This window comes from Bacillus salitolerans (assembly GCF_042680805.1).
Taxonomy (GTDB): Bacteria; Bacillota; Bacilli; order Bacillales; family SA4; genus Bacillus_CJ; species Bacillus_CJ salitolerans.
On sequence record NZ_JBHUEM010000014.1, the window covers coordinates 28,225 to 52,382 of the forward strand.

Annotated in this window: 18 protein-coding genes and 1 riboswitch; of the genes, 8 read left to right on the top strand and 10 right to left on the bottom strand. The window is 37.7% G+C overall.

All coding sequences use genetic code 11. The features are described 5' to 3' along the window. Positions 1–99 precede the first annotated feature (99 nt). A complete protein-coding gene (locus tag ACFSCX_RS10285; RefSeq protein WP_377928140.1) occupies positions 100–3,624 on the bottom strand; it encodes a S8 family serine peptidase in 3,525 nt (1,174 codons plus the stop codon). A 335-nt stretch (positions 3,625–3,959) separates the two neighbouring features. Here ACFSCX_RS10285 and secA2 point away from each other — a divergent pair, with 335 nt between their 5' ends. From secA2 to ACFSCX_RS10310, 5 genes are all read left to right on the top strand, one after another. After that, on the top strand, positions 3,960–6,302 hold the full coding sequence (gene secA2 / locus ACFSCX_RS10290; RefSeq protein ID WP_377928141.1) for an accessory Sec system translocase SecA2: 2,343 nt from the start codon (positions 3,960–3,962) through the stop codon (positions 6,300–6,302). A 73-nt stretch (positions 6,303–6,375) separates the two neighbouring features. After that, positions 6,376–7,272 carry an accessory Sec system S-layer assembly protein gene (locus ACFSCX_RS10295; RefSeq protein WP_377928142.1) on the top strand — a complete coding sequence of 299 codons (897 nt, stop codon included), beginning with the start codon at positions 6,376–6,378 and terminating at the stop codon, positions 7,270–7,272. Positions 7,273–8,028: 756 nt separating this feature from the next. Then, positions 8,029–9,015 (top strand): Ig-like domain-containing domain, encoded by a 987-nt coding sequence (locus ACFSCX_RS10300; RefSeq protein ID WP_377928144.1) that lies wholly within the window; start codon positions 8,029–8,031, stop codon positions 9,013–9,015. A gap of 2 nt (positions 9,016–9,017) precedes the next feature. Next, positions 9,018–9,731, top strand: a complete 714-nt coding sequence (locus ACFSCX_RS10305) for an Ig-like domain-containing protein (protein ID WP_377928145.1) — start codon at positions 9,018–9,020, stop codon at positions 9,729–9,731. 29 nt (positions 9,732–9,760) lie between these two features. Beyond that, on the top strand, positions 9,761–10,039 hold the full coding sequence (locus ACFSCX_RS10310; RefSeq protein WP_377928146.1) for a hypothetical protein: 279 nt from the start codon (positions 9,761–9,763) through the stop codon (positions 10,037–10,039). Positions 10,040–10,401: 362 nt separating this feature from the next. Here ACFSCX_RS10310 and ACFSCX_RS10315 read toward each other — a convergent pair whose 3' ends face one another. Beyond that, complete coding sequence (locus ACFSCX_RS10315; RefSeq protein ID WP_377928147.1) at positions 10,402–11,712, bottom strand: UDP-glucose dehydrogenase family protein; 1,311 nt, start codon at positions 11,710–11,712, stop codon at positions 10,402–10,404. A 13-nt stretch (positions 11,713–11,725) separates the two neighbouring features. Continuing rightward, entirely contained in the window at positions 11,726–12,604 is an 879-nt protein-coding gene (galU, locus tag ACFSCX_RS10320; protein ID WP_377928148.1) for a UTP--glucose-1-phosphate uridylyltransferase GalU, read from the bottom strand. A 260-nt stretch (positions 12,605–12,864) separates the two neighbouring features. Between galU and ACFSCX_RS10325 the strand changes: the two genes are divergently transcribed. After that, on the top strand, positions 12,865–14,511 hold the full coding sequence (locus ACFSCX_RS10325; RefSeq protein WP_377928149.1) for an SWIM zinc finger family protein: 1,647 nt from the start codon (positions 12,865–12,867) through the stop codon (positions 14,509–14,511). Continuing rightward, the gene (locus tag ACFSCX_RS10330) at positions 14,504–17,278 is read left to right on the top strand and encodes a DEAD/DEAH box helicase (RefSeq protein ID WP_377928150.1); all 2,775 of its coding nucleotides are present in this window, start codon (positions 14,504–14,506) and stop codon (positions 17,276–17,278) included. Before ACFSCX_RS10325 ends, ACFSCX_RS10330 begins: the two co-directional genes overlap by 8 nt. A 135-nt stretch (positions 17,279–17,413) precedes the next feature. On the opposite strand, the gene ACFSCX_RS10335 is transcribed toward ACFSCX_RS10330, so the two are convergent. The 4 genes from ACFSCX_RS10335 to ACFSCX_RS10350 form a co-directional block, all read right to left on the bottom strand. After that, on the bottom strand, positions 17,414–17,944 hold the full coding sequence (locus tag ACFSCX_RS10335; RefSeq protein ID WP_377928151.1) for a VanZ family protein: 531 nt from the start codon (positions 17,942–17,944) through the stop codon (positions 17,414–17,416). Between the two features lie 573 nt (positions 17,945–18,517). Beyond that, on the bottom strand, positions 18,518–18,859 hold the full coding sequence (gene ssb, locus ACFSCX_RS10340) for a single-stranded DNA-binding protein (protein ID WP_377928152.1): 342 nt from the start codon (positions 18,857–18,859) through the stop codon (positions 18,518–18,520). A gap of 156 nt (positions 18,860–19,015) precedes the next feature. After that, positions 19,016–19,288, bottom strand: coding sequence for a hypothetical protein (locus ACFSCX_RS10345; RefSeq protein WP_377928153.1), 273 nt, complete (start codon positions 19,286–19,288; stop codon positions 19,016–19,018). 233 nt (positions 19,289–19,521) lie between these two features. Further along, entirely contained in the window at positions 19,522–19,650 is a 129-nt protein-coding gene (locus ACFSCX_RS10350; RefSeq protein WP_377928154.1) for a hypothetical protein, read from the bottom strand. Between the two features lie 169 nt (positions 19,651–19,819). Here ACFSCX_RS10350 and ACFSCX_RS10355 point away from each other — a divergent pair, with 169 nt between their 5' ends. Then, positions 19,820–20,728, top strand: coding sequence for a helix-turn-helix domain-containing protein (locus ACFSCX_RS10355; RefSeq protein WP_377928155.1), 909 nt, complete (start codon positions 19,820–19,822; stop codon positions 20,726–20,728). A 9-nt stretch (positions 20,729–20,737) separates the two neighbouring features. Here ACFSCX_RS10355 and mug read toward each other — a convergent pair whose 3' ends face one another. From mug to ACFSCX_RS10370, 3 genes are all read right to left on the bottom strand, one after another. Then, positions 20,738–21,238 (bottom strand): G/U mismatch-specific DNA glycosylase, encoded by a 501-nt coding sequence (mug, locus tag ACFSCX_RS10360; protein WP_377928156.1) that lies wholly within the window; start codon positions 21,236–21,238, stop codon positions 20,738–20,740. Between the two features lie 337 nt (positions 21,239–21,575). Then, positions 21,576–21,743 (bottom strand): hypothetical protein, encoded by a 168-nt coding sequence (locus ACFSCX_RS10365; protein WP_377928157.1) that lies wholly within the window; start codon positions 21,741–21,743, stop codon positions 21,576–21,578. A 433-nt stretch (positions 21,744–22,176) separates the two neighbouring features. Then, positions 22,177–23,928, bottom strand: coding sequence for an S-layer homology domain-containing protein (locus tag ACFSCX_RS10370; protein ID WP_377928158.1), 1,752 nt, complete (start codon positions 23,926–23,928; stop codon positions 22,177–22,179). 89 nt (positions 23,929–24,017) lie between these two features. Further along, positions 24,018–24,100, bottom strand: a riboswitch (cyclic di-GMP riboswitch). Positions 24,101–24,158: the final 58 nt, after the last annotated feature.

Consider the following 24,158-nt stretch of genomic DNA (forward strand, 5'->3'; position numbering starts at 1 on the left):
ATCTAATAGTTTATCATATACCTCCCTTTCTTCCGATTGGAAAATATCCCAGAAAAAAGAGACTATAAGGATAGTATCCTTATAGTCTCTTTCACTCTCTTAGTTACTCCACTGAACGTTTAACGTATATGGGTTGCTACTTGAACGGTTCTCGAAATCACGTACCTCGATAATGTACGTACCCTTTTCAAGGGATAGAATACCGATTTCATCGTCACCATTTAAATAGTATTGATTAAATGTCTTAATTAGTTTTCCATTACTATCGTAAACAGAAATAACACCGTTTAATTCATCAGATAGATCAAGTGTGATTTGTACATCACCTTTGGCTGCTACATCTAGCTTGTAGTAGTCTTGATCACCATAATCAAGTCCAGCATTTAAATAGCCCGTTGCATTCCACTGATTCTCGCCTTCTGCTTTAAGTGATAATGGTTTTGTCGGTACACCATTTTTCAATACAGAATCAGCATCCTCATCTTTGCGGTCTAGCTTATTAATTACTAAATCATAATCTGCAATTGGCACTCCGCCCCAGAAATAGTTATCAAGGACAATAAAGTAACCTACATCCTTCTTCGCTTTAAACGATCCTGCTTCTGGTTCATTATCCCAGCCGCGATCCATGTAAATATTTTTTACCGTTTCCTCAGGGTCAATCGCCATGTTTCCGTTTGTATCCTCAACAAGAATGACAATTGGATCTATTGGAGTTTGTAGTGATTTAGGAAGCGTCTTCTTTTGCTCATCCGTCAGCTCATGTGGCTTTACGTTGTATCCGAATAACGCATCTTCCTCACGATGTTTATAGTAGTAAATGTCAATATCGTTTGGTAAAGCATAGTTACCAGTCTTTGCTGCTCCTGGTGTTAAGATTGTTGCTTTAATTTCTGTATTATTGTCTTCATTCACATCTTTAGGAGCATCCATCAACTTGTCGAACTTAAGTGTATACTGATCAAATGAAGTTCCCCACCAGTTAACAAGATTGAAGTAGTACTGCTTACCTTCTTCTAGAATTGTAGAAGTCTTTGTGTCCTCATTCATATTCATTGGATCGTAGATAATATATCCACCACCATTTACTGAATATAGTTGATTATCCTTTTCATCGTATTCAAAGATTTCAACCATTGGACGCATTGTTTCAGTATTATTCACTGTAAATTCATATGCAGCTGTTGCATCTGCTGTAAATGAGAACCAATCCTCATCATAGCCTCTTTGGAAGTATCCTTGTTGAGACTCCCCTGCATTTAATGGACGAGCTGAGTTAAGAATCTGATCAACCATTTCTTTTTCAAAATAGCTATATCGCTGTTGTTCAAACATACTGCTATTAACGTTATAGATGTTTTTATACTCTTTATAAGACATACCATCAGAAATTACTTCTTCTACCATTTTCTCACCATACATAGGGTAATCCATCATCGGATAGTTATCCTCATCAGCTGGTATCTCTTTTGTTTCCATTGTTAATTGATAAGGTAAGTTTGAAGCCTCAACCACTTTTTCTTCTGTTGTTACTGGCATGATTGGTCCGTAATAGTAATAATAGTCATTTGTTCTAGCATTACCAGAAACCTCTAGAATCATATCCATACCTGGCATTACTTCGAATGTTAATGTTTCGCCCTCACCATAACCATTTGCGTTTGCTTCATACATCGGCCATGGCCAGAATTCTCTCTCATACTCACTTACCCAATCAGGAATTGGCTCATTGAACATATAAGAGTCATAGATTTTAAGAGATGTATTTAAGCCTGGCAATGCTGATAAATCGATTTGAACCATTGTTGGCTCTTCGAACGAAAGCGTGAAATAGTCTTTATCTGTTTCTTTCTCATTAGCAAGATAGAAGGGACCTTCTTCTAACTCATTACTGTCAAATGGAAGTGTTGTAATCTCAACCATATTTTTCTTTGTAAGTGTATCTTCCATTAATGAATCAAAACGTTGTAATGATAGTTCATAAGTAGATTTTCCATCAAGGCTGTAGTTCTTGTTATCATCTTTCACACCAACGACTAACGTACCTTTTGATTCAGCCTTATATAGATAACCCTCTTGAGAGCCTTGCTGTACTTTATTAACGATAATTGGTTTTTCAGAAGTAGTTTTCCCTTCTGGGTAGAAACGAAGCTCTAAAGCATAGTCAAATAATTCAGAACCTGTTAAAGCTGTTTGAATATATTCTCCTTCTTCTACTTCAAACTTCACATAATCAACTTCTCCACTCGTAATAAGACTACCAGAACGCGTGCTCATATCAGATCCAACTGAATAAGGTACAGCGTCCGTTAAGATGTTCTCATCGGTTGGTTTTTCAAAGCTTGGTAGTTTACTAATATCAAAGTTTAAAGCCGCAACTGGATCAACTATTCCATAGCCAAACGTAAGGTCAAAGCCTTTATCACCAAGATCCTTTGCTGTTTGTTCTAAAATATATTCTACTTGGTACGTATTTAAATCAGGGTGCTTTGTTTTAATTAATGATGCTACTGCAGCTGCTATAGGACCTGACATTGAAGTACCACTTAAGTAATCGTAAGTAGACCCAACTGAATAATCAGTTAATGTAGCGTATACATCCTCACCAGGAGCTACCACGTCAATTTGTGGCCCAATTGTTGAGAATTCTGCGATTTCGTTTTTATCATTTGTAGCACCAACGGTAATGACACCATCGTATTGTGCCGGATAATTGTATTGAATTCTTCCATCGTTACCAGCAGAAGCGATAATTACAACACCTTTATCAGCCGCTACCTTTAACGCTTCTTCTACTAGAGGCATTTTGAATGGTGCCCCAACACTCATGTTAATAACATCTGCTCCATTATTAGCTGCATATAAGATTCCTTCAGCTAGAGCGTAGTCAAAGGATGCTCCACCATCAAAAATGTTAACCGGAAGAATTTTCGCGTTCGGATTTACCCCGTAACCACCAGAACCATTTCCTTTTTCAGCTGCAATGATACCTGCAACGTGAGTACCGTGATATTGTCCAACACCAGGATCAGCTGGGTTTGCTACTGTGTATGGAGGCAATACATTGTTCTTTAAATCATCATGTTTTGTATCAACACCCATATCGATAACCGCAACCGTAACCTCATGTTCTCCAGCTAGTTTTAATGCCTCTTCTACCTTTAAAAGCTCAAGGTGATACATTTGAGAAGCCTTTGGATCTGAAAAGCCACCGTAGTGGTTGACTACAACACTTGGCTGTACGTGCTGAACAGCGTTCATTTTAGAGTAGGCATTCATAACGTCTTCTAGCTTCTTACCTTTTTGAATACGAACGACATCATAGCCTAACTCAGGATATGTACGAACTACATAAGCTCCTGCTGCTCGATGATTTTTAGTTGAGAGCTTTTGGTTATACTTTACAACAAGAGTATTATCACTAAATATCTCCTGTTTCTTTTCTCGCTCTTTAAATGCGAGTTCACTTTTTTCTTTAGCTGTTAGGTTTAGACGGTCTAGTACATTATAAGGCTGTTTTTCTTTGCTATAAGGGCTATCGAGCGTGGTAGCCGAAGCAAAGCTAGGTACTAGTAGAGACGCAGACATACCTAAAGCTAATGACATTTTATGCCATTTCTTCATTCCTTGTTTCCCCCTTTTATTTTGGATAGAAAAACCTTCCTCTTAATTGGACGAATGAAACAGGAAAAAGTTTCATTAATTTCCAAAAAACTTGGAAAAGATATTAAAACATTTTGTTTTTCGGAAAATTAACCCAATTAACTATAACTGTACCACGAATTCTATTATTTGGAAAACAGGAGGTTTGACCTAAAATACTAGTAGTGACAAAAGATGAATCAGTACGAAAGGATGATAACCATTTTTTCCTAATAGATGAAATGAAAAAACTACAGTGATATACTATAATTTAGAATTAAATGAAAAGAAATCTATCCTTATAAGGAGCGAACTACATGATAGGTTTAATTAAAAAGCTAACTGACGAACAACAACGTCGCATAAAAAAATATCAAAAACTCGTCACTGAAATAAATGCGCTAGAGGCCGCATTAGAGAAATTATCTGATCAAGAACTAAAGGATAAAACGGCACAGTTTAAACAACAGCTTCAAAATGGACAATCCGTACATGATATTAAAGTAGAAGCATTTGCCGTTGTTCGTGAGGCAGCAAAACGTGTATTAGGTATGAGACCTTTTGATGTTCAGCTTATTGGTGGACTCGTATTAATGGAAGGGAATATCGCAGAAATGCCAACCGGAGAAGGAAAAACACTCGTTGCTTCATTGCCGAGTTATCTTCGTGCTTTAGAAGGAAAAGGTGTCCATGTTATCACGGTTAATGAGTATTTAGCACGACGTGATCGTGAACAAATTGGACAAATTCATGAATTTCTCGGATTAACAGTTGGGCTAAATTTACCACAAATGATGCCAGAACAAAAAATGGTAGCCTACAAATCAGATATTACATATGGGGTTGGAAACGAGTTTGGATTTGATCACTTGCGTGACAACATGGTGTACCACGTAAATCAACGTGTGCAACGACCATACCATTACGCGATTATTGATGAAGTGGACAGCGTCCTAATCGATGAGGCGAAAACACCATTAATCATTGCTGGGAAAACGGTTGTAAGTGCGGAGCTTCATTATTTATGTGCGAAAATCGTTCAGACGTTTATTCGTGACGAAGATTACATTTACGATGAAGAAACAAAAACAACGAACTTAACTGAAGAAGGAATCACCAAGATTGAAAAAGGCTTTGGTGTTGAAAACATGTACGAGCTCGAACACCAAACTCTATATCACTATGTAATCCAAGCACTTCGTGCAAGAGTCATGTTTACAAGAGATGTGGACTATATCGTAAAAGAAGGAAAGATCCTGTTAGTTGATATGTTTACAGGGCGTACAATGGAAGGTCGTTCTCTAAGTAACGGTTTACACCAAGCTATTGAAGCAAAGGAAGGTTTAGAAATTACCGAGGAAAACAAAATTCAAGCCTCCATTACGATACAAAACTACTTCCGTCAATACCCTATCCTATCTGGTATGACAGGTACAGCAAAAACGGAAGAGAAAGAATTCCAAGAACTATACGGGATGGATGTTATTCAAATCCCAACAAATAAACCAATTATTCGCCAAGACCTTCAAGATCAAGTGTATCTAACTATCGAACAAAAATATGAAGCAATGGTGAAGAAGGTTCAGGATATTCATTCAACGGGGCAACCAATCTTAATTGGAACAACGTCTATTTTACAATCTGAGAAAGTTGCAGATTATTTGCGAAATGCTGGGCTAACGTTTGAATTACTAAACGCCAAAAGTGTGGAGCAAGAAGTTCGCCTAATCTCTCTAGCTGGACAAAAAAATAACATCACAATTGCAACGAATATGGCAGGTCGAGGGACGGACATTTCGCTTGGCGATGGGGTAAAAGAGCTAGGCGGTTTATTTGTTCTAGGAACAGAACGTCACGAAAGCCGCAGAATTGATAATCAATTAAAGGGGAGGTCAGGTCGTCAAGGTGATCCTGGAACTTCTCAATTCTATATCTCGATTGAGGATGAAATGTTTAGACGTTTTGCAAAGGAAGAAGTGGAAAAGCTGTCTAAAGCGATTACCGCTGATGAATCAGGACTACTCACACATAAGAAGGTTCATGAGTTTGTAGAACGTACCCAGCGTATTGTAGAAGGAAGTAACTATGCAATCCGTGAGTATAATTTAAAATTAGATAACATTATTAATGAACAGCGAAATATCGTGTACCAGCTTCGTAATAATGTGCTTGAGACCGATAATGCCATAACACCAGTTCTTCCAATGCTTACATCTTATGCTCATAAAGAGATAGAAGAGGTTTGTATTGAAGAGCTACTTGCAGAGGAATGGGATTTCAGCAGATTAAATGTGAATTTGAAAGCTGTTCTTCCAACAGTGCAAGAGGATTTTACACCAGAGATGGATTCAGCTGCGGCGATTATGAAGCTTGTTGATGAAAAAATTGAGGAGTACCGTGAGCAGTTAGCTCCACTTGGGGATAACCCAGAGTTCCAGGCCACAGCAAAACAGCTTGTCGTCCGATCCATTGATCATCATTGGCTCAATCACATTGAAAGCATGGAGCGGCTAAAAGAAGGTGTTGGACTTAGACACTATAGTCAAGAAGATCCAATACGCCAATACCAAAATGAAGCATTGGAGCTATTTTCGATTATGTTCCATAAACTCGAAAGAGAAGCTTGCTTTCAACTTAAGCAAATTGTACCAAAACAATAGGATGAGATAATCATTTCCAAGTGCCCAATGCCCGGGTACTTGGATGTGCTTTTATAGAAGGAGTGAAAATAGGATGTTATCATTTTTTAAAAAGAAGGATAAAAAAATCGAACGTTCTGGTGAAGATAGTACAGTTAGCTCAAATGAGTTACTTGAAAATGGTGCAGATGCATCAAGTTCAAAAGAGGTAGACACAAAACTATCCTACCATCCAAGCTGGAATTTAAAAGAGGAAGAAAAGTATGTGTATCAGTTTTTACACAATCAGCTTCCAAAACTAGTGGAAAACCAAATCTCTATATCTGGAATTGAAATTAAAGTAGTAGATAATAAGTTAATGGTATCTGCTTTTGTACGAAACACATTGAGTCGACCTGTAAAGTTTCAAGAGATGCCATTGCTCTTATTAGGTGCAAACGGTGAACTGATCGGAAGAAAGATATTCGATTTATCAGTATTAGGAGAATTACCACCGACATCAAGCCGTCCATGGCATTTCTTCTTTGAGAAGAATGAAGTGACGACATTGGACATTCCAGCGTCTGGTTGGAAACTAGCATTTGAGTTAAAAAAGAAGCATTCATTAGACTTAGCAGAAAGCTGGGAAAATTCCCTGTCTGATACAGATAAAGAAAAGCTGCAGCAGCTTATAAATACGGTTGAGCCTCCAAAGCCAGGTGAAGTAAACTTCATGGGCTTACAAGCTAAGCAGTCTGAGGATGGAAACCTACATGTCACAATGCTAATCCGTAACGGAAGTACAAAAAATATTAATCTACAGCAGATTCCATTAGTGATTGAAGATGCATCAGGTGACATTGTCGCAAAAGGCGGGTTCCAATTAACAGATTTCGAGGTAAAGGCTAATACGAGCAAGCCATGGACCTTTATTTTCCCGAAAGAGTTGATTGTAAAAGAAGATATAGATTTGAGTAAGTGGAAGGCTTATCCGCCCCAGGAGCAGAAATAACATACTTCTTAGTTGTTGATTAATGCATGGAAGTTGACGATAAAAGGTTGAAACTTGCTGATAATTCATTGGAAGTCGATGACAAAGCGAAGTGTTGCTGGTAAATGGCGATACTCTCTTGCTGAAAACTTTTATACTTTCTAAATAATTTAAACAAAAAAGGTATAGGTCTGAGGTGACCTATACCTTTTATCTATGCAAATAAACACTATTGATCATCAGTAACTGTTCTCCTATTTAAGGTAATAAAAGAAAATAATGGAAAACAAATATGAGATGAAAAAACACCTATCGTTTGACAGGCGTTCTTTCATCTGGGCTACCAACCGAGAATATTTAAAGCAGAAGGAAATAAGAAATCTTTCTTAACTATATATTACCATTGACGAACGTTAATCACAAATAGTTTTTTTGAAAACACATGTAATTTTTGAAATCTTTTCACCTATTGGAATATGTTTCTATTATATGGAGATTATTCATAAATTTATTGAATTAGTGTGCATCATTTTCTCTAGAACTTAATTAAATTGTACAGTCTTCTGATAGCCAAACACTGACTGCCAAAGGACAAAGTTTATTGAATTAGTCTCTGTTCTTCAGTTAGCATTCTTCTACAAGTCATTTATTTTTCAAGAGTATATTACCGATTATCTGCCACTTAAACCAAATATATGGATGTTTTTATGGAACATTCTTACTTACAGGTGTAAAATAGAAGATAGAGATATTCGTGAAAGTTTAGGAGGAATTACTATGTTTAAACGGGGATTACATATAGCGTTATCTATAACACTACTTTTTGTATCTCTTTTTAGTTTAATGTCAACCAATGAAGTTATTGCTGCAACAAATCCGAAGCTTGAAGAGTTAAATCCTGCTAGGAACGCAAAGCATGTACCAGTTGTAACAGATATCACCTTTCGATTTAATGAGAAGGTAAAAAGACAACCACATGCTGAGAAATTCAAATTCTATAAAAAACATACAAACGGTGCCTACTACTCTGAACCTATTAAAGAAATCAAGTTTTCAGAGGATGTTGTAACGGTTATACCTGAAAACCGTTTAGAATTTAATCGTGAGTATAAAATCGAAGTAGGAACGTATGCTATTGAGTTGGAAAATGGTTATTATCCATCAGCTATTACAAATATTTTTGAAACAAATTTCATGGAATTTTATGAGCTTATGGTTTTAGATGAAGCTAAGTTGCAAGGGTTACTACAGGATTATACACCAAGAGAAATTGTCATTTCAGCTCCAAAACGTTATATAGAAAATGTCGAGGTTGTTCATAAAAATAAAGGTAAAGTTGCGAATGATGCTAGTCAGGCAGTCACTGAATCACTTACGAACATTGACGTGAAAATATTTGAGAATGAAAAGGTAAGTCAAGTAAAGGTTGAAATCATCCAAAACGGTAAGGTCATTAGAAGTACGGTTGCTGAAAAAGCTTCAAAAGCATCTGATAAACAGGAAATCTACACAAAAGGGTTCGGAAACCTTCCTGTAAACTTTGATGTAAGGATTACCGTTTATGACTCTACTTTCCGTTCTATAGATCAGAAGGTAGCAAAGTTAATATCAGCTGACGCGATGTTCTCAAATGTTAACGAAAAGTATCAATATAAAACAGCTAATAAATCATTCACCCTTTATGACCTGTTGAAAAAGCCTGAAGACTTTAACACGCTTTTACTTGAAAATGACATGAAAAAACTCATGGTTCAGGTTAAGTAACTATGAAAGCCAAATGGATTCTTTTCTTTGTAATCACCCTTGTAATAGGCAGCTTAGGTACGACACCAATTAAAGCAAACGATGATTCTGAAATATGGTCAACGAAAACGACTAATTCAGCAAAAAAAACGTGGACGATTAGCTTTAATCAGCCAGTTCATACAAAAAGTGCAACGAGTAAAACCATATTTGTTGTGAATGAACACAATCAGGTACATGCGACAACCTTGTCCATCTCAGAGGATGGACTGCAAGTTACTGTTTCACCAAATGCAACCTATCAGCTGAATCATGAGTATCGATTGATTATTGACAGAACGGTTCGTTCAACATCTAGTAAGGATTTAAAGAAAAATTTAATTATGCCGTTTAAGGTTGTTCCTAAATCATCTTCATCCACTGCTGGTTCAGATTCGACCTCTCCATCCGGTTCAGCAACGAATCCTTCTGGAGACGGGCAATCTAGTTCGAATCATGATGATACAGAATCACTTTTACAAATCACCGTTTCACGAAATGACTATGTTGCGGATGTGACAGTAAAAGGCGATGATACCATCACTCAAGTCCTTATTGGGCGAAATAAAATGCATTACGCCGGGAATAACTCCTTTAACCTGGGAGTTGCGGGAGTAGAAAGTGGCGATACGCTTGTTATCAAAGCTTACAACCATGAACAGAAACTCGTTGCTCAAGAGCGATATAAAGTCGAATAAGGCACATCTTTGAAAGGTTTGGTAACTGCATGGTTAAAAAGTCTTTATTGAGTACATTTATCTTTACATTAGTCGTTGTGAATTTATTACTATGGCCGTATTTATATAAACAAGCTACTTCATCTGGAGATTCATCACCTCGTTCTGAAGAAGTGAGTCAGGAAGTTGAAACACCCATTGATTCATCTGAAATGGATGACCCAGAAACAAGCGTCGAGGATCAAGCTGGATCAGAAACAAGTGAGGATTTAGAGGAAGAAGAAGCAAACGAGACTTCAAACGAGTTTAAGGTTATTGATATTAAGTAAGGTTGTACACCAAATCCGGTTAGGGTTTGGTGTATTTTTATCCTTCTTGGAAGTTATTGTCAAAAAGTTGAAATAAACAGGTTTTTGGTTGAAATCCTTATGAAAAAGGTTGAAATAACGACTTTTCGAGGTGAAATCATCAGTAAAAAAGATGAAATAATCACATTTTCAGTTGAAATCATTAGTATAGAATATAAAATAAACAATTTTTCAGTTGAATTCATTAGTAGGAATGGTGAAATAACATTTTCCAGTAAAAAATCATCATGATTTTCGGCGTAACCATCAAAATGTATGCCGTATTCCCACCAATAGGTATGAAAAAACCGCATAGACAAAAGTCTATGCGGTTTCGCAAACAATTATTGTGTAATTACACTTGGACGCCCCATCGAAACGTATGTAACGCCTTGTTGCTCTGCTTCTTCAACAGAGTAACAATTACGTCCATCTAAAATTACTGGCGTTTTCATTAACTCTTTAAAGATGGAGAACGAAATTTCCTTTACCTCTTTCCACTCTGTCACGATAAAGACAATGTCTGCACCGTTTAGTGCATCTTGAATGGATTCTGTATACTCAATTTCATCACCTAAAATGTGCTTTGTGTTGCTCACTGCAATCGGGTCATAGCCAATGACAGATGCACCCTCTTCAGTAAGCTTCTTCGCGATAACAAGGGATGCTGCTTCGCGAACATCATCTGTGTTTGGCTTAAAGGCTAATCCTAGTATGGCAGCACGCTTTCCTTGTAATGAACCCACTATTTCTTTTGCTTTAGCTACTAAAAGCGCTTGCTGATTGTTGTTCACTTTAATGACCGATTCAAGTAGCTCGAACTTATGCTCAACATCCCCAGCAATTTGTACGAGTGCTTTCGTATCTTTAGGGAAGCAAGATCCACCATATCCGATACCCGCCTGTAAAAACTGGCTCCCGATTCGTTTATCCAAACCAATTCCAGTCGCCACATCATCGATATTGGCTCCAAGCTTTTCGCAAATATTGGAGATTTCGTTAATAAAGCTGATCTTCGTCGCTAAAAATGCATTCGATGCATACTTTATCATTTCTGCACTATGAATATCCGTTTTCATAATCGGAATTCCGTATGGGCGGTTTAGCTCTTCGATAACTGCTGCTGCTTGTTCACTTTCAGCACCGATCACAATCCGGTCACCATTGAATGTATCATGTATCGCTGAGCCTTCACGTAAAAACTCTGGATTTGAGACGATATCCACTTTCACGTTCGCTACTTTATTAGATTCCACTATATTTTTAATACGATCATTTGTCCCAACTGGAACGGTACTTTTCGTCACAACGATAACATTTTTCCGAATGGTTTTTCCAATCGCCTCTGCCACCCTATCAATATACGTTAAGTTGGCTGAACCGTCTTTGTTTTCTGGGGTCCCTACTGCGATATAAATAATATCCGCGTCAGCATATGCTTCTTCTACACTTGTTGTAAAATGAAGTCGACCTCGTTCAATGTTTTGCTTCATAAGCTCGTCTAATCCAGGCTCATAAATCGGTGAAATTCCGGCCTTCATCTTTTCTACCTTTGCCTCATCAATATCAAAGCAAAGTACATTGTGACCAATTTCTGATAAACAAACACCTGTCACGAGACCTACATAACCTGTTCCGGCTACTGAAATCTTCAAATCTAACACCTCTCTATTGTTCGTTCTTAATCACTTTTTCGAGATAAGCAAACACATCATCTCGCAGGTCTTCTCTCTTTAACGCAAAATCAATTGTCGCTTTAACAAATCCGAACTTATCACCAACGTCATAGCGAATTCCATCGAAGTTATACGCTAATACCGCTTGATATTCATTTAATTTCTTGATCGCATCGGTTAATTGAATTTCCCCGCCAGCTCCTGGTGGTAGATCTCCTAAAATATCAAAAATCTCATGACGCAACACATAGCGTCCCATAATGGCAAAATTCGATGGTGCATCCTGTAATGCTGGCTTTTCAACAAGCGTTTCAACGTTTAATACTTGATGTCCTAGCTCTTGTCCTTTATGACCAATGATTCCATACTTGGAAACGTCCTCATCGGCCACCTCTTGAACACCGACTACACTTGTTTGGAAACGATTGAATACATCGATTAATTGACCAAGACATGGGTTTTCTGACTGTACAATGTCGTCTCCGAGCATAACCGCAAACGGTTCATTTCCGATGAAACGACGTGCACAATAAATCGCATGTCCAAGTCCTTTTGGTTCCTTTTGACGGATATAATGAATATTTGCTAAGTCTGAAATACTTTGAACTTCTTCAAGTTTATCCCATTTTTCTTTTTTCGCTAATGTCTCTTCAAGTTCATAAGATTTATCGAAATGATCCTCAATAGCACGCTTTCCGCGGCCACTTACAATAATAATATCCTCAATGCCAGAGGCTACAGCTTCTTCTACAATATATTGAATCGTTGGCTTATCAACAATTGGTAACATTTCTTTTGGCTGTGCTTTCGTTGCAGGTAAAAACCGTGTTCCTAAACCTGCTGCTGGAATGATGGCTTTCCGAACTTTCATTCTCTTACCCCCATTTCTCTATCGTTTGATAGAGTCCTTAAAAATTTCCTTCTCATTATATTATAACAGCATCCATCTGTAAATTTTGTGTCAATGCACGTAAGAAATCACAAATATTTTGTAAAGGGTACTTTGATATGTGCTAGATTTACCGGCTTACGATATAATAAGGAGATAGACATTTTTTGGGTATATTAACTTGCAAGCACTTATAACCTTGAAGCCGAATTCGGCTTAACTAGAAAAAAGTGGTGAATGAAATGTTACAACGCGAAATGACAAAGGAACAGCTCCAATATTGTGCGGATGAAATTAAACGCGAGCTCAGTCCTGATATTGACTATGACAGAGAGAAAATGAAAAAAGGGTTGAATTTATTTAGGCAAGGCAGTGTATTTAATGCGAGCTTAGAGGATCGTTATATCGAAGCAAAGGTTCAAGATGGTTCCCCGTTTCAGGTTATGCTTGACTTAGATGTTTTCGTGCTAAGCACTTGCACCTGCTCGACTGGTGGAATTTGTCGTCACAAGCTTGCCGTCTTCTTTTATGCGTATGCAATGGTTGATCGAGTTGGCGTCTTTTTTCAAGAATGGAAAGATAAGAAGAAGCCACCTTCTCTTCCCCTATCCTTAAAACAGATGAAAAAAGAAGATAGAACAGTGGAAACATTGGAAACTGTTCGTGATTGGTATACGCTTTTTAAAAGACAGCACCATTTATTTAAACAAAAACAAGAAAACAACCGTCTCTCGTTTAATCAGCTTTTTAGCTTCGAATCGTTATATAAAACTTACTTTCACAGCTTAAAAGCACATGCTCCGCAAACTCCTTTTACAAAAGAGTTGTTTATGATTCACGCTGCTGTTTTTACGATGGAAAAGCTAGTTGAGCAATCTGAAAGCTCTCGACTGTCATTAAGTAGTAAGGATTCTTATGTGTATCCTTATGTAAATGAACTATTAACGGTTATTCACGACCGTCTAAATGATATAAAAAGTATGGCCTTCCCTTTAGGAGCAGATCCTTTATTAATTGAAACGAAAGAAGAGCTAACCAATCTATTAGTTGTAGGGAATGAATATCAGTACGAACGGTTAATGGCGTACTTTATAATTTGGAAAACTCTATTAAACCGCCCTGCGTGGATTAAAGAAGAAATTGATCTTTTAAAGGTTAAACAGCAAGACTTTTTGAGAGCGAAGAAATCTTATGCTGTTGATTGTCAATTTGCCTTAGCTCATCATGCATGGCTTGAAAAATGCGACGATACAGCCATAGATTTACTAGAGAAAATTCAAGGAAATATTTTAAACTATTGTTATTATTGGACAGGGAATCTTCAGCTTTCAAAGGAGTGGGATCGTGAGGAAAAATGGCTCACCTTCTCCCTTACCCTTTTAAAGGATTACAACCAAAGCCTTATCGACTATCATAGTAAAAGAAACATAACACGACAGTTTATGAAGTTGTATGAACACTTTTCACAATTATCAGGTACTCAAAATTCCTTATTACAATCCGCTTTAAAAGAACTCTTACCATATAGCTATGTTGAATTTAATGATTATTTACTAGAGCAAGAGAATTATCACACTTGGATCGAACTTCAAATGGCAGTAGGATTTGATATTAGTGAGCTTGAGAAGGAAACGTTAAAGCAAATTGAACAGTTTGATCGATCACTACTCCTTCCTCTGTACCATAAAGCCATTAACGATGCGATTCGTCAAAGATCTAGACCTGCTTATAAGCTAGCCGTTCGGTATTTAAAAAAGCTACGTACTCAATACCGTCAGCTGAAACAACTGCACATATGGTCAGACTATATCGAAAGGTTGGCAAGTGAACATAAACGCTTGAGAGCTTTTCAAGAGGAATTAGAAAGAGGGAAACTAATTCATGATTGAGATCAAAACCATGATTGGAAAAACTGAATGGATACCATCTAAGGGGATGTTCCTTTGGGTAGAAAATGAATCAGGTCGCCTTCTAAGTGTGGAAGAATGGAAGGACACCGCTTTTGCTTGGCACAAAGCCTCCTTTTATGGAACATTTTTAAAGAAATCAGAATGGAAACGTCATGAAGGTATTCTTCTTTCTCCTTGGACGGCACTGGATTTTTTTGCATCGTCTCCTTCTAATTCTCTATCAAGACTGACATGGGAAGGTTCTGCCAATCAATTTCGTTCAATTGCCAAGTCGCTAAAGGATAGCTTAGAACACGGTGACTTTATGCCTGATTTCGAAGCATGGCAAAACGGAAAAACAGGTTGGAAGCATGTTTCTCTTGTGTTAATGGATACTGAAAAAGAATGGTTTTCATTAGCTGTGCAAGAGTTAGTAGAGGCAAATGAAGAACTTCAACAAATGTGGAAACAAATTCAATCACGCTATCCGCTTCTCAAAAAATCTAGTATTGTCGCAGATGAAGAAGATTGGCTACAAAAGATTGGCTGGAAAGAGGATCAATCACCGTTTCGAGTTGGCCTACAGCTTGAAGAACCGTTAGAAGATGGTTTAGATTGGGAGCTTTCGATTTTTCTAAGAGAAAAAGAAAACCCTGATGACGTCATCCCAGTTCATAACCTTCATAATATGAGTGAGGAAAACGCCAGCTTTGTATACCGAGAAATCGATAAGTGGACCACTCTTGTTCCTTGGTTGAAGCAGGAGGACAAAATCAAGCAATCCATAAATGAATTGGAAGCCTTTGAGTTTTTAACAGAGGCTAGCTCTACACTGACAGGTGCTGGAGTTGAAATATTATTGCCTTCCTGGTGGCAAGCCCTAAGGGATACTCAGCCTGCACTAAAAGCAAAGGTGAAAAATTCACCTACGTCTTCAAGACAATCCTTCGTTGGGATGAATGCCATTATTCAATATGATTGGCGTTTATCGACAAATGGAATTGATATTTCTGAAGAGGATTTCCTTCGCATGGTCGATGAGAAAAGAAGGCTTATTAACATCCGTGGCAGGTGGATTAGGCTAGATCCAGGCTTTATCAAACAAGTACAAACAATCATGCAAAAGGCTAATAAGGAAGGTTTACGGTTCTGGGACGTGCTTGAACATGAGCTGAATGAAGGAAAGCGTGATACAGCCCTTACCGATCTCGATACTTCTCAGCTTTTCCGGCAGATCCAAATCGAAATCAATGATCAGCTTTCAGATATGATTCGAAAATTAACAGAGGCTAAAGAGCTTCCAAAGGTGAAGATACCCAAATCTTTTCAAGGCTCGCTTAGACCGTATCAAACACACGGTGTACAATGGCTCGCATTCCTTCGCAGCTTTGGATTTGGCGCTTGTCTTGCTGATGATATGGGTCTTGGTAAAACGGTCCAGATGATTACGTATTTTCTGCATGTAAAAGAAAAAGAGAAGCCTGCAACCCCAGCTCTTATCATTGCCCCAACATCTGTACTTGGGAACTGGCAGAAGGAATTGGAGAAATTTTCACCGTCATTACGTGTTTATTTGCATTACGGTTCCAATCGAAAAAAAGATGAAGATTTTATATCGGCTATAAAGAACGCAGACATCGTTTTAACCTCCTATGGACTTGCCCATTTGGATTTAGAAGAGTTAGAAAACGTGAAATGGAGCACCATCTGTATCGATGAGGCGCAAAACATTAAAAATGCGGACACGAAACAGTCTCGCTCTGTTCGGAGTTTAACCGGTCACCATCATATCGCCCTAACAGGAACTCCTATGGAAAATCGATTATCCGAACTATGGGCGATCTATGACTTTATCAATCACGGTTATTTAGGAAGTCTTCATCAATTTCATAAACGGTTTGTTATTCCTATTGAACGTGATCAAGACACAGCAAAAATCCGTCAATTACAAAAGATGATCCGTCCATTCTTGCTCCGTCGTACGAAAAAGGATGAAGAAGTAGCACTGAACTTACCAGATAAGCAGGAGCAAAAGGAGTATTGTTCTCTTTCTGTTGAGCAAGCTTCTCTGTATGAACAGCTAGTACAGGATACCTTCTCACAGATTGAGAAGCTTACAGGCTTCCAGCGTAAAGGACTAGTGTTAAAGATGTTAAGTAAACTCAAGCAAGTGTGTAATCATCCTAGTCTATATTTAAAAGAGGAAAAGCCAAGGGACCTCGTCAATCGCTCGAACAAAATGAAAAAGCTAGCTGAAATTGCCGGACAAATCCAAGAGCAAGGTGAAAGCTGTATTATTTTCACTCAGTACATTGAGATGGGGAATATGATTCGTTCTTATTTGGAAGCAGAATATAAAGAAACAGTACGTTTTCTTCATGGCGGTACCTCGAAGGTTGAACGGGACCGAATCATCGAAGATTTTCAAGCAGAAAAGCAAAAGTTCCTGATTCTCTCATTGAAAGCAGGGGGAACTGGTTTAAATTTAACCGCCGCCAACCATGTTATCCATTATGATCGTTGGTGGAACCCCGCTGTTGAAAATCAGGCGACCGACCGTGCTTATCGAATCGGACAAACTAAATTTGTTCATGTTCATAAGCTCATCACTTCTGGAACCCTTGAAGAAAAAATCGATGAGATGCTCGAAAAGAAACAACAATTGAACGAAGAAATCATCCAAAGTGAAGGCTGGGTTACAGAGCTATCCACTAGGGATTTACACGAGCTATTTGCACTACGCTCAAATTGGAGTGAGGAATCATGAAAAATGAGAACAACAATGTCCAGACTGTAGATAAAAAACATGAGGCTAAAGCGAAGGAATGGCAGGATTTTTATAAAGCCATTTCTGAAAAGGTTAAAAATTCATAATAAATTCCATTCAAATCTAAAGCCTATATCATTTTCGATATAGGCTTTTTTCTATCTGCAAAGAATTACTTCTTTTAATAAGACGGTACAATGAAAACGCCGTAATTCCAAGCATACCTCCAACAGAATCTAACATAACATCATTTATCAGTGGGGTTCGATCACCTGTGAAATGCTGGTGAATTTCATCCATAGTGGCATATAAAATGATAAATAGAGCCGTAGTCACTAGGCTAGGAACAATCTTTTTTCTAGAAAACGTAAAATACATGGCCCGGCATGTAAAGAAACCTAATATGAAGAACACCCCAACATGCGCTCCCTTTCGGATAAAAAACTCGACAAATGTCATCGGAGTCAAGTTTCGGACACTAATTTCTCTCCCGGCGTAGGTGAATTCAACCCATGAGAATTTTTGAACAATCCACTCCTTACTTACATATTCCCCAAGTAGTGGTCGTACGTCTTGATGTTGATAAGGCTGTGATGAAAACCAAAATATCGTTCCCGCAATGATCAACATCGGCAGCCAATACAAACTCATTCGAAGTAATTTCATTTTTCCAGCACCTTTTTCTTTTTGTCTTCCTCCATTGTAGCGAAATTAAACCAAAAATGTACGGCACTTTTTTCCAATGAGTATATTTAACCATTTTCACGGCAAATTCTAAAAGTACTTCCCACTCTTGCGCCAACTGATAATTGTGGGAAAATAGTCATTTATTCTAAAACAGAAGGGGCATGCGCCCCGTTTAGCCTAAGGCAGAGAAAATGTTTCTGTCATGGAAAAAGGGTGGTTTTTCCCTTATACTCATGACAGGTTATTTGACCGAGGAAAAAGTGATTTTTCTTTTTCCCTCGAGTAGGATGAAATGGCAAAAATCGCCGCCATTTCATCTTGGCTATGCGCTTGAGCTGGATTTAGCCGTAACATTGTATAAACTAAACACAAAAACTTTCTTAACTTATTAAAAAAACTAGCCGATCGGCTAGTAAAGTGAGGAGCTATCAAAAGATAGCAAGAGAGGTGTTCCATTGATTCTTTATACGAGGTGTCAGAGGATATCTTCTATGGATGTGGGCTATTTACGATGGTTTTATTGACTTACACTTTCTTCTGTTAGTAGATTTTTTATACAGCTGCTACTTCTTTTTTCTGTGTACTTAAAAATTTTACACCTTCTGCCACAACCTCTGTGACATATACTCTTGTTCCCTCCTTGTTTTCATAGGATCTAGATTGAATTCTCCCTGTTACGCCAATGACTGAACCCTTTCTACAATAGTTAGCGGTGTTTTCAGCATTTTTCTTCCAAAGAGTACAATTTAAAAAATCAGTTTCATACTCCCCTTGAGAATTTTTAAAATTACGATTGACTGCTAGATTAATGGTCGCAACTGCATTTCCATCCTCTAAATACTTCAAATCTGGATCTCTAGTTAATCTCCCAACTAAAATGACTTTATTTATCATTTATTTTCCCTCCTTTGTGCTATCTTACTTTAACCTTTTTTCTGCGTAAAATGAGCAAATGAGTATTTTAGTATAGAGAAGATGTGTAAAAACATACTTTCTTTTAAGTAATTTTTTATTTTTTCGAATGCTTCCTCCTAGAAAATTCAATTTTCATTAAACTTTTGATTTTTTTTCGACATTTGAGATCGTAAAAAATGAGTAACGATTTTGGTAGCCAATGCAAAGACGTTTTAAAATATCAGGCAAGGCTAGTTCCTTATTAGCAGGTGGTGTTTCACTTGATGATTTTTCATAACAAATGACAGATGGACCAGACTGATGAAATAAAATAGTCATTCCTACCCCGTGGGAATCGTCCTTGGAAAGATAGAGTAAGTCAATAGAAGGAGGTGTTGCTTGAGGATAATGCGCTGCCTTCTCTCTCACAAATGGAGCCTCCTGCCTTGCAAGGACTCGAGCGGATTGAAAAACAGCATCTGCAAACCGGTGTCGCATTTCATTTTCTTGATCTAACGGAAAATGAAGATGAATAGGATGAAACCGATCACACCTTGAACGGGCTAAACCCTGAATTCGTATGTCAGACAAATAAAAATCTGAAATCGTTGTTCCCTCCTTAGGGGGACTGGGGTCCCAGTCCCTAGGTTATTTTTTTGGTGTTAGTGTTCTGAAGGTAACTCGTTTGTATCAACTAGAGTAAATGCTGTGTTGTCAACGGAGTAGTTTTGGAATCCACATAAAAGAAGTACTGCTGTAAGAATACATAAACCTGCGAACCATTTTTTCATCGATAATGTCCCTCCTTTCTGTAAATTAATGTTAAAATATTTCAAAAATTCTTTCAGAAGCGATTTAAACAGTTTACAATATGATTATCTACAATTTTCTCATGTTTTCTCGTTATTACTTCTCTGACAATAACAGTAGGAATATATCAAATTAATTGGAGGATACCTTATGTTGGAATGGGATGTTAAGAGAGTTGGAAGAGAGATTAAGAGACTTAGACTTCAAGCAGGCTTATCACAAAAAGAACTAAGCAATGGAACAGTTACACAAGCAAGAATAAGTAAGATAGAAGCTGGTAAAGACAATATTTCTCCACTAGCTGTTACACTATTCGAGATCTCTGAAATATTAGGAGTAAGTATCGACCATTTTTATAGAGTCGGGGCTCACACTGAGATTGATCATGCTGATACAGTTAAGAAACAAATAAGAAAATTTATCAGGCAAGAAAATTATGATATTGCATATGGAATAATCAAAAAAGAAAAGAGAAATCCAGTATTTTTTAAAAACAAAAGAAACTGGCAATTTTTATTGTGGCAAGAAGGCATCGTCATTTTCTATCTAAATAAATCCTTACATGATTCATTACATAAATTAGAAGAAGCATTAGACTATATGAACCGTTCCCCAAAGATATTTTCCGAAAGAGAAATTGAGATACTTAATAGCATTGGAATAATCTATTTTGATAGTAATAACCAAGATAGAGCTATTACTACATATAATCATGCATTAAATAAACTTTCCAAAATCCCTTCAATTCAGGATCCAACTATTGAAGCTAGACTTACATATAACCTCTCAATGTCACTGACTAGAAAAAAGAATTTCCATAAATCCATTGAGCTTTGCAAAAATGGTATAAAAAAGATGATAGTAAACCACAAGTTATCCCTACTAGGAAAACTACATTATCAAATAGGTTATAATTATAGGCTTTTGAAAGATTATAGCCAGTCAAAAATGTACTATTTAAAAGCAAAATTTATTTTTGAGTTAGAAGGTGATACAGGTAGCTTAGCAAAGGTAAATGAAAAGATTACAGAAATTGATTTTTTAGAGAGGCAAAAATAAGCAGATGCATCAAAGTATCTGCTTCATCCCCTTATAAATCGCCACTATCTCTTCTATTCTCATTCGCACAAGTCCACTTGAGGAAGGAGCCACAAAGTCGTGTACGCCAGCAACGACTGATTCGGGTTGAAAGCCCCAAGCGACTTTTCGTTTTGTTGAAAATTGTTGATAGACTCCCTTGCCTACATAACAAGCAATTCGTGGTTTATACTTACTTAATTTCGCTTTGAGAATTTCACGACCTTCTTCATATTCTTCCTTTGTGATGTCAGCCGCTTCTTTCGTAGGACGTTCAACGATGTTAGTTAAGCCATAGCCAATATCAAGTAGGTCCTTGTCTTCTTCAGTTGTGTATAGTCTTGGTGTTAGACCCGCCTCGTGGAGGATTTTCCAAAAGCGGTTATTTGGATTTGCAAAATGATGGCCAGTTTCACCAGATCGAATACTAGGATTGAAGCCAATAAAGACAATATCAAGATTTTGTTTTAAATGGTCAGGAATTGGATTCATGATTTCTCCTTTCTATGAATGATTCCAAATCTCTTAAAACTTTAAGATTATATACTCGGTCTTTGTACATTCCTAATATAGGGTAGGTTTAGTGAGGTTAGCGTTTTTTTATAATTGAAGAGGATTGGATTTGTAGAAAATCCCTTGCCTGCTTATTAGATATGAACTGGGAAAATAAGTAAGGAATAGTCACTTAGCGAGTAGACTGGTGCATCTTTTGACTGATGTGAGCATTCTTTGCATATTCCTACTCCCCTAGCTATAGTCATAGGAATACAATTACATCTTGGACATCTAACTCCTTTCATAAGTTCAGTATTGTCAACTTTTAATTGTTTTAAGACATCAGATTCTTGCGGAGTATGATTTTTCCACGATAACCAGCAGTCAACTTAGCTATTTCCTCTTCTACTTTAGGTAATACTGGATGTTTGTTCGATAATCTAGTGTCCAATACTTCCAATGGCCTAAGTAATAATGGCTTTTTTCTCTCTTTTTTATTCAAACTATCACTCCTTTATCTTAATTGTTGTACTTATTCTTCAAAAATAGCTAGAATTCTGTTCACTTAAAGTGTGATCGGATAAAGTGAAACTTCAATCAGTGGGGGTTTTCCTCATCCCCCACTGATTGTTAGCCCCGGCCCACACTGTGGGTCACACAGACGTTACCAGAGGTGGCGACTATAGTCTGTGTTCCTATACAGGGTTCTTACTGGCGCTTATCCCCCACTTAAACTTCTCGATTCATCTAAAGTTTTGAAGTGAGGGACTTAGCGCAAGTTGGTACGGGATAAATTACCGGCCGAAAACAGGAGTTTACCGGCTTAAAAGAATATATGTAAAATACGGCCAACCACAGACTGCCCCACCTAGATAACCACCACAATCACTAACAACAAAAAGCCTACCACATCAGTGATAGACTCTTCAAAATAATTAATTTCTGTTTCCCTTACCTTTACCTCTTTCGCTTTCTTCTTCCTCACCAAGCTCGTACTCGATTTCCGAACCACCTGAGAATTCAACAATGGCTTTTAATTCTTCAAGCTCTGCTTCATCAAGGTTAAACACTGTGTAAATTGCTGAAATAAAGTCTTGCTCAGTAAAACCGTCTGTAAGAGCTAAAGCATCCAGATATTCCTCGATGGAAGCTTGTGCTTCTTCACCTTCTAAATCATCTTCTCCGATTGTTAGCACAGCTTCTACCTTACCATCTTCGTGCTTGTAAGATACTTTTTGTTCTTCTCCGTCAACTAGCTTGAATGTTAGAGTAAATACTTTTACCCCATTATAGCTAGACTCCTCATCCGATTCCTCTTCGTTCTTTCCTTTTTTCCCTTTTTCTTCTCGATCTGCTTTTTCTTTACTCTCTATGGTTAGCTTTGTACCATCCGCGAATTTAATTTTCACTTCTAACTCTTTGATTGTTCCTTCTGAAGCGAAGGTAGATTCAATTAGGGCTAACACGTCTTCTTCTGTCATCGTGGAAGACAAGTTCCATTCTGCTAGCAGTTCTTCAATCGCCACTAATGCTTCTTCACCTTTTAGTTCTAGTTCCTCTGCTTCAATTTTTGCTTCTACTTTACCTTTTGAATTCTTATATTTAACTTCTACTTCCCCATCATTTTCGAATTCGATTTCAACCTTTAGCTCTTGAATACCAAGCGGAGCATTTAATGCTGTTTCTACTTGCTCCTTTGTTAAAATAGACGCTTCTAGTACTTTTCCATCCTCGACATAAAACTGGATGGGATCACCCACAACTAATTGATCTGCTGAAAGGAATTTCCCTTCATATGAAACAAGAAGCTTAGCATCTACCGAGTATGATAATGTTTCACCTGTTGAAATCTCAACCGTAAGTTCCAAGGCTGCTTCCGCTTCTGTTATTTCCGTTACTACTCCTTGAATCGTAGTAGCACCATTTTCTTCTAGTAAACTAGTAGATGTGCGGTCTAAGACAGCAGCCATTTGGGCACGTGTAATGTTCTTATTCGGTTGGAATAATCCCGCCTCTGTCCCTGTAAAAATACCGTACTCCACCGCTACATTAACATAACCAATCGAAGCAGCTGGAATTTCTTTCACATCTTTAAAATTTGGGATATCTGTCATAGACTGAAGTGCTTGCTCTTCTAATCCCAATGCACGTACTAAAATAGTAGATATCCATACACGTGAAGCAGGTTTATTTGGGTCTACCTTATCCTCTGAAGCATCAAATAACCCGTTTTCTAACGCAACAATGATGTAGCCTTTTGCTTCAGGATTTTTTTCAAAATAGACCGCGTCTTTAAACGCTAATATTGTTTCAGATGATGCTGCCGCTACCGCTTCTTCCTCAAGACCAAGTAAGCGCACAGCTGTAATAATGGACTGCATTCTCGTTACAGGCTTATTCGGCTGGAATGTACCATCACCATATCCGTTAAAAATCCCTTTAACCTTCATACGACCAATCGATTCTTTTACCCATTCCAGGCTTTTCGTATCCTCAAATTCTACTTCTACCGTTTCTCTTTCTTCTGCTTCAGTAGTTTCTTCCGATGTACTAGATTCTTCTGATTCTACTGGCTCTTCTGGAGAAACTGGTTCTTGTGGTGTTGTGCTCTCTTCAGCTAATGCAGGTGTTACTGTTCCGAACGTTAATAGCATTGCTAAGCATAAAAAAGGTAATTTCTTCATCATAACGTAACCTCCTATAAAGTTTTGTTAATTTCCATCTGAACATAAAAAACCACCTGGTTAAGGGTGGCTGGTATCCGATCCACACCTTCTTCGGCAACCCGGCGACCATGGCAAATGCTGTAGGCCCGTGGCTTTGCGTCCTCAGCTTTCACTGAGTTTGCGATTAACGGAAGATGAAAATTAACTTATACCCATTCTATCAGATGGAATACATCGTTAACATATGTAAA

Bases quoted from the DNA above. Each gene is read 5' to 3' on its own strand.
- ACFSCX_RS10285 (WP_377928140.1), bottom strand. From the start codon at position 3,624: ATGAAGAAATGGCATAAAATGTCATTAGCTTTAGGTATGTCTGCGTCT.
- secA2 (WP_377928141.1), top strand. From the start codon at position 3,960: ATGATAGGTTTAATTAAAAAGCTAACTGACGAACAACAACGTCGCATA.
- ACFSCX_RS10295 (WP_377928142.1), top strand. From the start codon at position 6,376: ATGTTATCATTTTTTAAAAAGAAGGATAAAAAAATCGAACGTTCTGGT.
- ACFSCX_RS10300 (WP_377928144.1), top strand. From the start codon at position 8,029: ATGTTTAAACGGGGATTACATATAGCGTTATCTATAACACTACTTTTT.
- ACFSCX_RS10305 (WP_377928145.1), top strand. From the start codon at position 9,018: ATGAAAGCCAAATGGATTCTTTTCTTTGTAATCACCCTTGTAATAGGC.
- ACFSCX_RS10310 (WP_377928146.1), top strand. From the start codon at position 9,761: ATGGTTAAAAAGTCTTTATTGAGTACATTTATCTTTACATTAGTCGTT.
- galU (WP_377928148.1), bottom strand. From the start codon at position 12,604: ATGAAAGTTCGGAAAGCCATCATTCCAGCAGCAGGTTTAGGAACACGG.
- ACFSCX_RS10325 (WP_377928149.1), top strand. From the start codon at position 12,865: ATGTTACAACGCGAAATGACAAAGGAACAGCTCCAATATTGTGCGGAT.
- ACFSCX_RS10330 (WP_377928150.1), top strand. From the start codon at position 14,504: ATGATTGAGATCAAAACCATGATTGGAAAAACTGAATGGATACCATCT.
- ACFSCX_RS10335 (WP_377928151.1), bottom strand. From the start codon at position 17,944: ATGAAATTACTTCGAATGAGTTTGTATTGGCTGCCGATGTTGATCATT.
- ssb (WP_377928152.1), bottom strand. From the start codon at position 18,859: ATGATAAATAAAGTCATTTTAGTTGGGAGATTAACTAGAGATCCAGAT.
- ACFSCX_RS10350 (WP_377928154.1), bottom strand. From the start codon at position 19,650: ATGAAAAAATGGTTCGCAGGTTTATGTATTCTTACAGCAGTACTTCTT.
- ACFSCX_RS10355 (WP_377928155.1), top strand. From the start codon at position 19,820: ATGTTGGAATGGGATGTTAAGAGAGTTGGAAGAGAGATTAAGAGACTT.
- mug (WP_377928156.1), bottom strand. From the start codon at position 21,238: ATGAATCCAATTCCTGACCATTTAAAACAAAATCTTGATATTGTCTTT.
- ACFSCX_RS10370 (WP_377928158.1), bottom strand. From the start codon at position 23,928: ATGATGAAGAAATTACCTTTTTTATGCTTAGCAATGCTATTAACGTTC.